Below are 13,732 nucleotides of genomic sequence, written 5' to 3' on the forward strand. Positions count from 1 at the left end.
TCAGGAATGCGCTTGGGAAAGTTTAGTCAGCTCAGGGCCGTTGGCCGGCGGCTCTTTAAGCACCACACGCTTGATCGGGCCGACGATTACCAGGTAGCTGAACACTGCCAGCAATGCGTTGGCGCCGACGAACACCAGCGCCCATTTAAAGGAGCCGGTGGTGCTGATAATGTAGCCAATCACGATCGGGGTGCTGATAGATGCCAGGTTGCCGAACATATTGAACAACCCGCCGCTCAGGCCGGCGATTTGTTTGGGCGAGGTGTCGGAAACAACCGCCCAACCCAGTGCGCCAACGCCTTTACCGAAGAAGGCCAGGGCCATAAAGCCCACCACCATCCATTCGATGTCCACGTAGTTGCACGCCACGATGCTACTGGAAATCAGCAAGCCACCAATGATCGGTGCCTTGCGGGCAAAGGTCAGCGAATGACCCTTGCGCAGCAGGTAGTCGGAGATCACCCCGCCCAATACGCCGCCGATGAACCCGCAGATTGCCGGCAACGAGGCGATGAAGCCGGCCTTGAGGATGGTCATGCCGCGCTCCTGAACCAGGTACACCGGGAACCAGGTCAGGAAGAAATAGGTGATGCCGTTGATGCAGTACTGGCCCAGGTACACGCCGAGCATCATGCGGTTGGTCAGCAACTGACGGATGTAATCCCATTTCGGGCCGTCGGTTTTCTTGCCTTTGCCCTTGTCCTGGTCCATGTCGACCATGGCGCCGTTGGCAGCGATGTGTTGCAACTCGGCCTCGTTGATCATCGGGTGCTGGCGCGGGCTGTGGATAACTTTCAGCCAGATCAGCGAGAACACGATACCAATGCCGCCCATCACCACAAACACGTGTTGCCAGCCGAAGGTGTAGACGATCCAGCCCATCAGCGGCGCAAACAACACCGTGGCGAAGTACTGCGCCGAGTTGAAGATCGCCGAGGCTGTGCCGCGTTCAGCGGTAGGAAACCATGCCGCCACGATGCGCGCGTTTCCGGGAAAGGACGGCGCTTCGGCCAGGCCCACCAGGAAGCGCAACATGAACAGCGCCACGATGGCGGTGGAGACACCAAACTCACCCACATAGCCTTGCAACACGGTGAACAGTGACCAGGTGAAAATACTCAGGGCGTAGACTTTTTTCGAACCGAATCGGTCCAGCAGCCAGCCACCGGGGATTTGCCCGGCCACGTAGGCCCAACCGAATGCGGAGAAGATATAGCCGAGGGTAACGGCATCGATGCCGAGGTCTTTTTGCAGGCTGGAGCCGGCAATGGCAATGGTGGCGCGGTCGGCGTAATTGATCGTGGTCACCAGAAACAGCATGAGCAGGATCAAATAGCGGACGTGAGTCGGCTTGGTCGCTTGCATGAAGATGTACTCCCACTAATTATTTTTTTTGCGGGTAATGTTTTAAAGCTGCTGGGTGGTCCGTTTTGTAGAGATCTGCTCTGTGTGGGAGCTGGCTTGCCTGCGATGACGGTGCATCAGGCGACAATTACGTTGCCCGACACACCGCCATCGCGGGCAAGCCCGGCTCCCACATAAAGCAGCGCCCACACGAGCCGGCGCCAACAGGTGTTGCGCGTTACGAACCGATGTAGCTGGTTTTCACCACGGTGTAGAACTCTTGCGCATAGCGACCCTGCTCACGCGAACCGTAGGATGAACCCTTACGGCCACCGAATGGAACGTGGTAATCCACACCGGCAGTCGGCAGGTTGACCATCACCATCCCGGCCTGGGAATGACGCTTGAAGTGGTTGGCGTACTTCAGCGACGTAGTAGCGATACCGGCCGACAGGCCGAATTCGGTGTCGTTGGCCATCGCCAGCGCTGCTTCGTAATCCGCTACGCGCACTACGTTGGCCACCGGGCCAAAGATCTCTTCTCGGCTGATGCGCATCGCGGCTTCGCTGTCGGCAAACAGCGTCGGCGCAAGGAAGTAACCTTCGGTGTCGCACGTCACCAGTTCACCGCCACTGACCAAACGAGCACCTTCGCTCTGGCCGATGTCGATGTACTTCAGGTCCTGGTCCAACTGGGCCTGGGAAACCACCGGGCCGATGTCGGTGCCGGTTTTCAGCGCATGGCCGACCTTGATCGACTTCATGCGTTCAGCCATGGCCGCGACAAACTGGTCGTGAATCCCGGCGGTGACGATAAAGCGGCTGGAGGCCGTGCAACGCTGGCCTGTGGAGTAGAACGCGCTCTGCACCGAGAGCTCGACGGCTTGTTTGAGGTCGGCGTCGTCGAGAATGATCTGCGGGTTCTTGCCGCCCATTTCCAGCTGCACCTTGGCCTGGCGCGACACGCAGCTGACAGCGATCTGGCGACCTACACCCACCGAGCCGGTGAAGCTGATGCCGTCGACTTTCGGGCTGTTGACCATGGCATCACCGACCACACGGCCGCTGCCCATTACCAGGTTGAATACACCGGCGGGGAAGCCGGCGCGGGAGATGATTTCGGCCAGGGCCCAGGCACAACCTGGTACCAGTTCGGCGGGTTTGAGCACCACGCAGTTGCCGTAGGCCAGGGCTGGGGCGATCTTCCAGGCAGGGATGGCAATCGGGAAGTTCCACGGGGTTATCAGACCAACCACGCCCAATGCTTCACGGGTGACTTCAACGTTGACGCCGGGGCGCACCGACGGCAGGTAGTCGCCGGACAGGCGCAGGCACTCACCGGCGAAGAATTTAAAGATGTTACCGGCGCGGGTCACTTCGCCGATGGCTTCGGGCAGGGTCTTGCCCTCTTCCCGGGCCAGCAGGGTGCCAAGTTCTTCGCGACGGGCGAGGATTTCGCTGCCGACTTTATCCAGTGAGTCATGACGCGCCTGGATGCCGGAAGTGGACCACGCAGGGAATGCCGCACGAGCCGCGTCGATGGCGGCATTAACTTGAGTGAGGTCAGCCTTGGCGAATTCGCCAATGACATCAGACAACTCCGACGGGTTGATATTGGCCGAATAGTCGGCGCCGGTAACCCACTGGCCACCGATGTAGTTTTCAAAACGCTTGGCTTGGGACACGAATTCTCTCCTGACGCAAAAAGCCGCTGATTACTCAGCGGCCTTGGTGATGGGTTATTGCGCGCCTTGCTTGTCGATCAGCGCGGCCAGGGCTTCGTATTCTTCCGGCAGCAGATCGGTCAGCGGCGTACGCACGGGGCCGGCGTCGTAACCGACGATTTTCGCCCCGGCCTTGACGATGCTCACGGCGTAACCGGCCTTGCGGTTACGGATGTCGAGGTAAGGCAGGAAGAAATCATCGATGATCTTGCCGACGGTGGCGTGATCTTCCCGGGCAATGGCGTGGTAAAAATCCATCGCGGTTTTAGGAATGAAGTTGAACACCGCCGAGGAGTACACCGGCACGCCCAAGGCCCTGTAGGCAGCGGCGTAAACCTCTGCAGTCGGCAAACCACCCAGGTAGCTGAAACGGTCACCGAGGCGACGGCGGATCGACACCATCAATTCAATGTCGCCCAGGCCATCCTTGTAGCCGATCAGGTTCGGGCAGCGCTCGGCCAGGCGTTCCAGCAGCGGCGCGGTCAGGCGGCAGACGTTGCGGTTATAGACCACGACGCCGATCTTGACGGATTTGCACACCGCTTCAACGTGGGCGGCAACCCCGTCCTGGCTGGCTTCGGTCAGGTAGTGCGGCAGCAGCAGCAGGCCTTTGGCACCCAGACGCTCGGCTTCCTGGGCGTACTCAATGGCCTGGCGGGTGGCACCACCGACACCGGCGAGGATTGGCACGCTGGTGGCGCAGGTATCAACGGCGGTTTTCACCACTTGCGAATATTCGCTGGCCGCCAGGGAGAAAAACTCACCGGTGCCGCCAGCGGCGAACAAGGCCGTGGCGCCGTAAGGGGCCAGCCATTCCAGGCGCTTGATGTAGCCCGCCTGGTGGAAATCACCCTGGGCGTTGAAATCGGTCACCGGGAAAGACAGCAGACCGTGAGAGAGGATGGACTTCAGTTCTTGTGGATTCATTATTCGAACACCCTGGGCGAAGACTTTCTGTTGAGAGATTACGGATGGTTATCTTGATGTCGTACGTCATCGTACAACTATAAAAATATTCGTCAACTGCAATTCATCGCCGCCCTTCCCAATTGCTGCTTTCTTGACGTAGGAAGTTTTTCCTCTATGCTCGGATTGGCTGTATATGCATACAGTTATTACGGAAGATTCCTACGACATAGCAAGGAGCTAACATGTCAGGTCTTGAACTCGACACACCCGAGAAAAACCCGCCCACCCTGCGTTTTGAAGGCGGCGAACACACCGCCATCGGCGACGATACCCTGTTGCGCTTCGCCAAGGACGCCCGGCGATTCCCGCGCGTAAGGTCCAATTGCACTTGCCCAACGGCCTGGCCCTGAGCTACGGCCAGATCATCGGCGCTACCTGAAACTGGCGGCAGACAATGCCGACCACTTCGGCGAATGGGCGCTGGCGGCTTATCTGGCGGGGCATACGGCAGCCTTACAACAAGCCGTCGTGGCGCATCAGACCGGCACCGACCAGGCGCTGGAACTGGCCTACGCCATGAACAGCTTTGCTGATCACTTTTTGACCGATCTATTTTCCGCCGGGCACCTGCGGGTACCGCGCAAACAACTGGCGGCGGTGGTGACACCGGGTGAACCGGGCTCGCTGATCAGCCGCTTCATGCACGATGAAGACAGCAAGTTCGGGCTCAATGTGCGCAACGCCCTGGGCGAGCAGTGGCATGCCTACGGTGATAAACGCTATTTTGACAGCAACGATGCGGCCAACCGGGCCATGGTCAAACGCGCCGTGCAGGCCTCGGCTGATCAGATCTTCGAAACGTTTATCAACGGCGTGGCGCCCTCCCCGGCCAACTTCAAGGCACCGCTGTATGTGCCCGACCTGAACGCCGCGCAAAACCCGGCGAATAACTTTTCACCGCTGTTCAAGGCCGAAGGCGACAAGGTGCTGCGGCGCAAGGACGTCAACAACCTGAATGACAAGCAGTGGACCAAAGACTGGTGGGGCTGGAGTACGTATCTGCTGCTCAAGGACTACAAGCCGAATCAGCCGGCCAGTTAAGCAAGCCCATCTTCAAGACAACACAGATCAAATGTGGGAGCTGTCGAGCCCCAGCGAGGCTGCGATGGGATCGACTCGGTGTACCTGCCAGACCTCAGCGCCTGCATCGCAGCCTCGCTGGGGCTCGACAGCTCCTACGTTTGAATAGGCACTAGCCGCGCTGCGCTTCCGCCTCTTCATGAGCATGGCGCAGCCGCTCACGGCTGTTGGTCAGGTGCAAGCGCATGGCCGCCCGCGCCGCATCCGAATCCTGGCGAGCGATCGCCTCATAGATCTCTTCGTGTTCGCGGCTCAGGCGGCTCATGTAGTGCTGCTGGTCATCATGGGCCAGGCGTGCCGAATTCAGCCGCGTGCGCGGAATAATGCTGGTGCCCAGGTGGGTCATGATGTCGGTGAAATAGCGGTTGCCGGTGGACAGGGCAATCTGCAGGTGAAACTGGAAGTCCGATGCCACCGCATCACCGGCGTGGGCCGCACTTTCGTTCAGCGCATCGAGGGCCGCGCGCATGCCCGCCAATTGCTCATCGCTGCGACGCTGGGCGGCAAGGCCGGCAGACTCCACTTCCAGGCTGATCCGCAGCTCAAGAATGGCCAGCACATCGCGCAGCGTCACCACCGTGGCCGGGTCGATGCGAAAACCACTGGGGCTTGGCGTGTCCAGCACAAAGGTGCCGATGCCATGGCGGGTTTCCACCTGCCCGGCCGCCTGCAAGCGCGAGATAGCTTCGCGCACCACAGTGCGACTGACCCCATGGGCGTCCATGATTGCCGACTCGGTGGGCAGTTTGTCGCCCCGTTTGAGTTGGCCGTCGCGGATCTGCTCGGACAACACCGTGACCAATTCCTGGGCAAGGCTGCGGCGCTTGCGGGGAAGACGAGGGGCGGCGCTGGAGTTTTCCATGATGAATCATCTATCTCGGCGATCTGAAGCACGCATGATAGCCCATGGCGGTTGTACGATCACCGTCCTGTCATGACTTTCATCTATAACCGGCGGGGTTTTGCCCAGGCAAAAAAATGCCCCGGCATCGCCGAGGCATTTTTTAACACCGGCCCGAGGGCCCGCGTGTTGTTACTTCACCACTTTCAGACTCGGCCGGCCGCTTGGACGCGGAGGCTCGGAATCCGGCGGTGGCACATCATCTTCGCCTTCGAGCTCGATCGCTTCGTCTTCCTCAAGGGAGGACTCCAGATCAAACACCATGCCCTGGCCATTTTCCCGGGCATAAATCCCGAGGATGGCGCCGATGGGCACGAACAACGTATGCGGCACACCGCCGAAACGCCCTTCGAAGCTGACCGCTTCATTGTCCATGTGCAGGTGTCGCACAGCACTGGGTGAAACGTTCAGGACGATTTGCCCGTCACTGGCAAAACCTTGCGGTACCTGAACCGCAGGAAACTCGGAATTGACCAGCATGTGCGGGGTGCAATCGTTGTCCACTATCCACTCATAGAGCGCGCGGACCAGGTAAGGTCGACTGGAGTTCATCAACGGCTCCTTAAGCCTTAGCGCATATCGCGTTCGACACCAGACAGACTCGCCTGGAAAGCCTCACGCGCAAACTGGCGCTCCATGTAGTCAAGCAGCGGCTTGGCAGGCCGCGGCAGTTCTATGCCCAAAATCGGCAAGCGCCAGAGTATGGGTAATAGGCAGCAATCCACCAGACTTTGTTCCTCGCTGAGGAAAAAAGGTTTGTCGGCGAACAACGGCGAAACACCGGTCAGGCTCTCGCGCAATTCCTTGCGCGCCTGGACCCGGGCCGCTTCTTTACTGCGTGAATCCAGAATCAGGTCCACCAGGCCACACCAGTCACGCTGGATCCGATGGATCAGCAGGCGGCTGTTGGCACGCGCCACCGGATATACCGGCAGCAGCGGTGGATGGGGGTAACGCTCATCCAAGTATTCCATCACCACGGTTGACTCCCACAACGCCAGGTCACGATCGACCAGGGTGGGCAAGCTGCCGTAAGGGTTCACTTCGATCAGTTTCGGCGGGTGACGACCCGCCTCGACAGTAATGATCTCTGCGCTGACACCCTTCTCTGCGAGCACGATGCGTACTCGGTGGGAATAGTGGTCGGCGGGGTCGGAGTAACAGGCCAACCGATTGGTCACGCCCATGGCGGTCCTCCTCGCTTGTTGAAATTATCGGAAGCTCAAAAACGAGCGCGCCCAGTGAGCATCTCCGTGACGCCTGGATAAACCAGACTTACCTTCAGAGATGCCGCTGGGCGCGCAAGATTAACAGCAATTACTTACGGTTGGATCAATGCACATCCTTCCAGTATTCGCGTTTCAGCAGATAAGCGAACACGAAGAAGAAGGCCAGGTACAGCAACACATAGGTACCAATGCGCTGATGCTGCAGCTTCACTGGGTTGGCCGAGTAGGCCAGGAAGGTCACCAGATTCTTGACCTTCTCGTCGAACTGCTCTTCGTTCAGCGCGCCGGTCTTCGGCACTATGGTCAGCTGATCGCACGCTTCATGCGTCAAAGGCGTACCGGTGAGCGGATCATACTGCTTCTTGCCGTCTTCGACGATTTGTACTTGCTTGCATCCTACCACTTGGCGGCCTTGCAGGCCGACCAGAACGTTAGGCATACCGACGTTCGGGAACACTTTGTTGTTCACGCCGTAGGGACGCGCCGGGTCTTCGTAGAAGGATTTCAGGTAACCGTACAGCCAATCGGTGCCACGTACACGCGCCACCAGGGTCAGGTCGGGCGGTGCAGCCCCGAACCAGGTCTTGGCGTCGGCAGGTTGCATGCCGATGGTCATGTGGTCGCCGATCTTCGCCCCGGTGAACACCGAGTGACTGAGCATCACGTCATGGGGAATGCCCAAGTCATCGGCCACACGCTCGTAACGCTGGAACTTGGCACTGTGGCAGCCCATGCAATAGTTGGTGAACGTACGCAGCCCGTCCTGCATTGCGGCCTTGTCCGACACGTCGATGTCGACTTTTTCCAGATCCGGGCCATGTTCAGCAGCGAAAGACAGCAGCGGCAGCGCCGCAAGAATGAATGCAACGAATAATTTTTTCATCAGCCAGTCACCCTATCCGGTACCGGTTTGGTCTTCTCGAGCCGGGTGTAGAACGGCATCAGAATGAAGTAGGCGAAGTACAGGAAGGTGCACACCTGCGACAGCAACGTACGCTCCGGGGTCGGCGCCAGCACGCCCAGTACACCCAGGATCACGAATGCAATGCAGAACACCCACAGCCAGATCTTGCTCAACCAGCCCTTGTAACGCATGGACTTGACCGGGCTACGGTCCAGCCAGGGCAGCACGAACAGCACCGCAATCGCCGCGCCCATGGCAATAACGCCCATGAGTTTGTCGGGAATCGCGCGCAAGATCGCGTAGAACGGGGTGAAGTACCAGACCGGGGCAATGTGTTCCGGGGTCTTGAACGCGTTCGCCTGTTCGAAGTTCGGTTTCTCCAGGAAATAACCGCCCATCTCCGGGAAAAAGAACACGATCGAGCAGAAAACGAACAGGAACACCACCACGCCGACGATATCTTTCACGGTGTAGTACGGGTGGAACGGAATGCCGTCCAGCGGTATGCCGTTCTCGTCCTTGTGCTTCTTGATGTCGACGCCATCGGGGTTGTTCGAACCCACTTCGTGCAACGCCAGGATGTGCAGCACCACCAGCCCCAGGATCACGATTGGCAGGGCCACCACGTGCAACGCGAAGAAGCGGTTCAGGGTGATGCCCGAGATCAGGTAGTCACCTCGAATCCACTGGGTCAGGTCATTGCCGATGACCGGGATCGCGCCAAACAGCGAGATGATCACCTGGGCGCCCCAGTAGGACATCTGGCCCCACGGCAGCAGGTAGCCCATGAAGGCCTCGGCCATCAGCGCCAGGTAGATCAGCATGCCGAAGACCCACACCAGCTCGCGGGGCTTCTGGTACGAACCGTAGAGCAAGCCACGGAACATGTGCATGTAGACCACGATGAAGAACGCCGAAGCGCCGGTGGAATGCAGCAGACGCAGGATCGAGCCGTACTCGACGTCGCGCATGATGTATTCGACGGAGGCGAAGGCTTCTTCGGCCGACGGGGTGTAGCTCATCGTCAGCCAGACACCGGTAACGATCTGGTTGACCAGTACCAAAAGTGCCAGGGAGCCAAAGAAATAGAAGAAGTTGAAGTTCTTCGGTGCGTAGTACTTGCTGAGGTGATCTTCCCACATTTTAGTCGCGGGAAAACGGGCATCCACCCAATCCATGAACTTGCTCATCAGGCTTTCTCCCCCTCGTCGACGCCAATGACAATGACACTGTCAGTCTCGTAGTGATGTGGCGGAACTGGCAGGTTCAGTGGTGCGGGTTGTGACTTGTAGACGCGGCCAGCGAGGTCGTAGTGCGAACCGTGGCACGGGCAGAAATAGCCCCCGACCCAGTCCTTGCCCAAGTCTGCGGGCGCAACTTCCGGGCGGAAAGTGGGAGAGCAACCCAAGTGGGTGCAGATACCGATCAGCAGCAGAATCTCCGGCTTGATCGAGCGATTTTCCTTATCGACGTAAGCGGGTTGGTCGGAATTCTTCGAGTCGGGGTCAGACAGTTGGCCCTCGATCTTCTTTAGATTCCCCAGGATTTCCTCCGTACGACGAACGATGAACACTGGCTGACCGCGCCACTCAGCAATCATTTGCTGGCCTGGATCGATCTTGCTGATATTCACCTTCACCGGTGCACCTGCGGCTTTCGCCTTGGCACTGGGAAACCATGACCCCACGAACGGGACCGCAGCCCCCACCGCTCCTGCAGCACCCACCACGGATGTGGCTGCTACCAAGAAGCGACGCCGGCCTGCATTCACGCCGTCATTGCTCATTCAGTCCTCTCCCATCAGCTTTGTGGCCTGTTAAATCAGGCGTCTACTAAGTGTTAAATCTGAACTTATAAAAATTTTGCCGAATGGTAATGAAAAGCCACACGTCTGACAAGGTAATTGCCCCCGGCACTGGCTCCAAGCCTTTGAGTATAGGGGCTCTACGGATGTGGCAAGTTGTCACACAGATTTTTTTACATAAATAGCAGGCAATAAAAAACGCCCAGCTCCGTGAGGAGGCTGGGCGTTTTCTGGAACGTAAAAGCGAATTAACGCTTCGAGTACTGCGGACGCTTACGCGCTTTACGCAGACCAACTTTCTTACGTTCAACTTCACGAGCATCGCGAGTCACGAAGCCAGCTTTGCGCAGAGCGCCACGCAGGGTTTCGTCGTATTGCATCAGAGCGCGAGTGATACCGTGGCGGATTGCGCCAGCTTGACCACTTACACCGCCACCGATAACGGTGACGTAGATGTCGAACTTTTCAACGGTCTCGGTCAATTCCAGCGGCTGACGAACTACCATGCGGGCAGTTTCGCGACCGAAGAAGTTTTCCAGAGTGCGGTTGTTGATCGAGATGTTACCAGTACCCGGACGCAGGAAAACGCGAGCGGTAGCGGTTTTGCGACGGCCAGTGCCGTAATTTTGAGTCGCCGACATAATGAACTATTCCGTTAAAACTTCAGTTCTTGGGGCTGCTGAGCAGCATGAGGGTGAGCAGCGCCCGCATAGACTTTCAGCTTGCGATACATGTCGCGACCCAGTGGGCCCTTCGGCAGCATACCTTTGACCGCGATTTCAATCGGGGCTTCAGGCTTTTTGGAGATCAGGCCTTCGAAGTTCGAAGACTTGATACCGCCTGGGAAACCGGAGTGACGGTAGTACATTTTGTCTTGCGCTTTGTTGCCGGTAACACGTACCTGTTCAGCGTTGATGATGACAATGTAGTCACCGGTATCAACGTGAGGGGTGTACTCAGGCTTGTGCTTGCCACGCAGACGGCTGGCGACTTCAGTGGCCAGACGACCCAGGGTCTGACCAGCGGCGTCGACGACAAACCAGTCGCGCTGAACTGTTTCTGGTTTTGCAGTAAAAGTTGTCATTCTTTAATAGCCTCAGGGGCCGCCCTGTAAATTAGACGGCGGATCTTACTGAATAGTGCGTACTTTGACAAGTCAAAGGCAGCCGGATACAGACGCTATCGGGGGCTCGGGTCAGCGCGTCCGTTCAACGGCAAGATTCTTCGGCAGGCGGCGCATCACTTCCACTGCAGAAAGAGGTGGGCAATTATGCAGATTGCCAAAAAAATTTCAACCTGCTTTTATGATTGTTTTCCTCCAAGGAGTACCCGATGGACTATCGACAGCTGGGCCGAACCGATCTGAACGTGAGCGCGATAGCCTTGGGCACCATGACCTGGGGCGAGCAGAACAGCGAGGCAGAGGCCTTCGCGCAGATCGAACGGGCCAAGGCCGCAGGGATCAACTTCCTCGACACCGCGGAGATGTACCCGGTGCCGCCCAAGGCAGACACCTACGCCACCACCGAGCGATATATCGGTAATTACTTCAAAAGTCGCGGCGACCGGGCCGACTGGATCCTCGCCAGCAAGATCGCCGGCCCCGGCAACACCATCGACTACATCCGCGATGGCAAGCTCAAACACAACCGCCAACACATCGTCGACGCCCTGGACGCCAGCCTCAAACGCCTGCAAACCGACTGGATCGACCTCTACCAGCTGCACTGGCCGGAGCGCAGCACCAACTTTTTTGGCCAACTGAGCTACAAACACAAGGCCGAAGAGGACCTGACGCCGCTGGAAGAAACCCTTGAAGCGCTGGATGAACAGGTCAAGGCCGGCAAGATCCGCCACATCGGCCTGTCCAACGAAACCCCGTGGGGCACCATGAAGTTCCTGGCCCTGGCCGAAGCCCGTGGCTGGACCCGCGCGGTGTCGATCCAGAACCCGTACAATTTGCTCAACCGCAGTTTTGAAGTGGGCCTGGCAGAAATCGCCATCCGTGAGCAGTGTGGGTTGCTGGCGTATTCGCCGCTGGCGTTCGGCATGCTCAGTGGCAAGTACGAAGGGGGCGCACGCCCGGCCAAGGGCCGCCTGAGCCTCTACAGCCGCTTCAGCCGCTACTTCAATGCGCAATCGGAAGCTGCGTGCAGCCGTTATGTGGCACTGGCCCGTGAGCACGGCCTGGACCCGGCGCAGATGGCATTGGCGTTTGTGACGCAACAGCCGTTCGTGACCAGCAACATTATCGGCGCCACGACCCTTGAGCAGTTGGACAGCAACATCGCCAGTGCGGACCTGAAACTGTCGGATGAGGTGCTGGCGGGGATTGAGGCGATCCAGAAGGATCATCCGAACCCTGCACCTTGATTGATCTCTAGACCGCTATCGCAGGCAAGCCAGCTCCCACAGTTGACCGAGTGTTCCTGTGGGAGCCGGGCTTGCCCGCGATGGCGCCATCAGCAACACAGAAGAGTCAAAGCGCCCGCGCAATAATCTCCTTCATGATCTCATTCGTCCCCGCATAAATGCGCTGCACCCGCGCATCCGCCCAGGCCCGTGCAATCGGGTATTCCCACATGAAGCCGTAACCCCCATGCAACTGCACACACTCATCCAGCACCTTGCATTGCAGGTCCGTGGCCCAGTATTTGGCCATCGCCGCCGTCGGCACATCGAGCTTGCCCTCCAGGTGCAACTCCATGCACTTGTCGACGAACACCCGGCCGATCTGCGTTTCGGTGGCAATTTCTGCCAGCTTGAAACGGGTGTTCTGGAAATCAATGATCGCCTTGCCAAACGCCTTGCGGTCGCGGGTGTACTCCAGCGTCCACTGCAACGCCGCCTCGGCTGACGACAACGCGCCAATCGCCACCGTCAAACGCTCCTGCGGCAACTCCTGCATCAGATAGGCAAAGCCCATACCCGCCTGCCCCAGCAGGTTCTCTTTGGGCACCCGCACATCCTGGAAGAACAGCTCCGAGGTGTCCTGGGCCTTCATCCCGACCTTTTCCAGGCGCTTGCCCTTGTCGAAGCCCGGGGTGCTGGCCTCCACCAAAAACAAACTGGTGCCCTTGGCGCCGGCCTTGGGGTCAGTCTTGGCGACAACAATCACCAGGTCCGCCAGGAAACCATTGGTAATGAACGTCTTGGAGCCGTTGATCTCGAGCACGGCGGTAGTCTTGACCCCTTGCAGGTCAGAGCCCGCACCCGGCTCGGTCATGGCGATCGCCGTGACCATCTCCCCGGAGATCAACTTGGGCAGGTACTTGTGCTTCAGCGCCTCACTGCCGTAATGCAGGATGTACGGCGCGACAATGTCCGAATGCAGGGAGAAACCTATCCCGGTCAACCCCAGGCGGCTGATCTCCTCGATCACCACCGCGCTGTAGAGAAAGTCCGCCCCGAGGCCGCCGTACTCTTCCGGCAAGTGCGAGCAGAGCATCCCCGCCTCCCCCGCCTTGTTCCACAGGTTGCGGTCAATGTAGCCCTGCTTTTCCCATTGTGCGTGGAACGGCGCCGCGTCTTTTTCGAGAAAGGTGAGCACGCTCTGGCGGAAGAGTTCGTGCTCCGAGCTGAACAAGGTTCTGGGAATCATGGGTCACCTGCGTGGATTGTCGGACAAGACCGGGATCACAGAGCCTAAGCCGCGAAGGCGTCACGGGACACTGGACACATGCGACAAAAAATAAGACGATCCAGCCGTCTGGTGACCACTTTCCCCTATAAGAATAAATGAAATTATGTCTAACCAAATCTCCACGCCCTTGCGGCG

General features: G+C 58.5%; 13 protein-coding genes and 1 pseudogene. 2 read left to right on the top strand and 12 right to left on the bottom strand.

Annotated features, from left to right (window positions below; genetic code table 11):
- The 3 genes from RGV33_RS27740 to kdgD form a co-directional block, all read right to left on the bottom strand.
- Window positions 1-1,365 carry an MFS transporter gene (locus RGV33_RS27740; RefSeq protein ID WP_201140136.1) on the bottom strand — a complete coding sequence of 455 codons (1,365 nt, stop codon included), beginning with the start codon at window positions 1,363-1,365 and terminating at the stop codon, window positions 1-3.
- Window positions 1,366-1,582: 217 nt separating this feature from the next.
- Window positions 1,583-3,028 carry an aldehyde dehydrogenase family protein gene (locus RGV33_RS27745; protein WP_322147512.1) on the bottom strand — a complete coding sequence of 482 codons (1,446 nt, stop codon included), beginning with the start codon at window positions 3,026-3,028 and terminating at the stop codon, window positions 1,583-1,585.
- A 54-nt stretch (window positions 3,029-3,082) separates the two neighbouring features.
- Window positions 3,083-3,994 (bottom strand): 5-dehydro-4-deoxyglucarate dehydratase, encoded by a 912-nt coding sequence (kdgD, locus tag RGV33_RS27750; protein ID WP_322147514.1) that lies wholly within the window; start codon window positions 3,992-3,994, stop codon window positions 3,083-3,085.
- 224 nt (window positions 3,995-4,218) lie between these two features.
- On the opposite strand from kdgD, the pseudogene RGV33_RS27755 reads away from it, so the two are divergent.
- Window positions 4,219-5,077, top strand: a pseudogene (locus RGV33_RS27755) (hypothetical protein).
- A 151-nt stretch (window positions 5,078-5,228) separates the two neighbouring features.
- Here the strand turns inward: RGV33_RS27755 and RGV33_RS27760 are convergent.
- The 8 genes from RGV33_RS27760 to rplM all read right to left on the bottom strand — a co-directional run bounded on the left by RGV33_RS27760 (window position 5,229) and on the right by rplM (window position 11,038).
- Window positions 5,229-5,978, bottom strand: coding sequence for a FadR/GntR family transcriptional regulator (locus tag RGV33_RS27760; protein ID WP_008437251.1), 750 nt, complete (start codon window positions 5,976-5,978; stop codon window positions 5,229-5,231).
- A gap of 171 nt (window positions 5,979-6,149) precedes the next feature.
- The gene (locus RGV33_RS27765; RefSeq protein WP_010170747.1) at window positions 6,150-6,569 is read right to left on the bottom strand and encodes a ClpXP protease specificity-enhancing factor; all 420 of its coding nucleotides are present in this window, start codon (window positions 6,567-6,569) and stop codon (window positions 6,150-6,152) included.
- A gap of 17 nt (window positions 6,570-6,586) precedes the next feature.
- Window positions 6,587-7,204: a glutathione S-transferase N-terminal domain-containing protein gene (locus RGV33_RS27770; protein WP_010170749.1), complete on the bottom strand. Its 618-nt coding sequence runs from the start codon at window positions 7,202-7,204 to the stop codon at window positions 6,587-6,589.
- A gap of 145 nt (window positions 7,205-7,349) precedes the next feature.
- Window positions 7,350-8,129 (bottom strand): cytochrome c1, encoded by a 780-nt coding sequence (locus tag RGV33_RS27775; RefSeq protein WP_322147516.1) that lies wholly within the window; start codon window positions 8,127-8,129, stop codon window positions 7,350-7,352.
- Window positions 8,129-9,340: a cytochrome bc complex cytochrome b subunit gene (locus tag RGV33_RS27780; RefSeq protein WP_322147517.1), complete on the bottom strand. Its 1,212-nt coding sequence runs from the start codon at window positions 9,338-9,340 to the stop codon at window positions 8,129-8,131. The genes RGV33_RS27775 and RGV33_RS27780 overlap by 1 nt, the downstream gene beginning before the upstream one ends.
- The gene (petA, locus tag RGV33_RS27785) at window positions 9,340-9,936 is read right to left on the bottom strand and encodes a ubiquinol-cytochrome c reductase iron-sulfur subunit (protein ID WP_322147518.1); all 597 of its coding nucleotides are present in this window, start codon (window positions 9,934-9,936) and stop codon (window positions 9,340-9,342) included. Before petA ends, RGV33_RS27780 begins: the two co-directional genes overlap by 1 nt.
- Window positions 9,937-10,202: 266 nt before the next feature.
- Window positions 10,203-10,595, bottom strand: coding sequence for a 30S ribosomal protein S9 (gene rpsI / locus RGV33_RS27790; RefSeq protein ID WP_003216038.1), 393 nt, complete (start codon window positions 10,593-10,595; stop codon window positions 10,203-10,205).
- A 14-nt stretch (window positions 10,596-10,609) separates the two neighbouring features.
- Window positions 10,610-11,038, bottom strand: a complete 429-nt coding sequence (gene rplM, locus RGV33_RS27795) for a 50S ribosomal protein L13 (protein WP_003216032.1) — start codon at window positions 11,036-11,038, stop codon at window positions 10,610-10,612.
- Window positions 11,039-11,286: 248 nt separating this feature from the next.
- On the opposite strand from rplM, the gene RGV33_RS27800 reads away from it, so the two are divergent.
- Entirely contained in the window at window positions 11,287-12,327 is a 1,041-nt protein-coding gene (locus RGV33_RS27800) for an NADP(H)-dependent aldo-keto reductase (protein ID WP_322147520.1), read from the top strand.
- A gap of 106 nt (window positions 12,328-12,433) precedes the next feature.
- Here RGV33_RS27800 and RGV33_RS27805 read toward each other — a convergent pair whose 3' ends face one another.
- Window positions 12,434-13,555, bottom strand: coding sequence for an acyl-CoA dehydrogenase family protein (locus RGV33_RS27805; protein WP_322147522.1), 1,122 nt, complete (start codon window positions 13,553-13,555; stop codon window positions 12,434-12,436).
- Between the last annotated feature and the right edge of the window lie 177 nt (window positions 13,556-13,732).

This window comes from Pseudomonas sp. Bout1, assembly GCF_034314165.1.
GTDB lineage: Bacteria > Pseudomonadota > Gammaproteobacteria > Pseudomonadales > Pseudomonadaceae > Aquipseudomonas.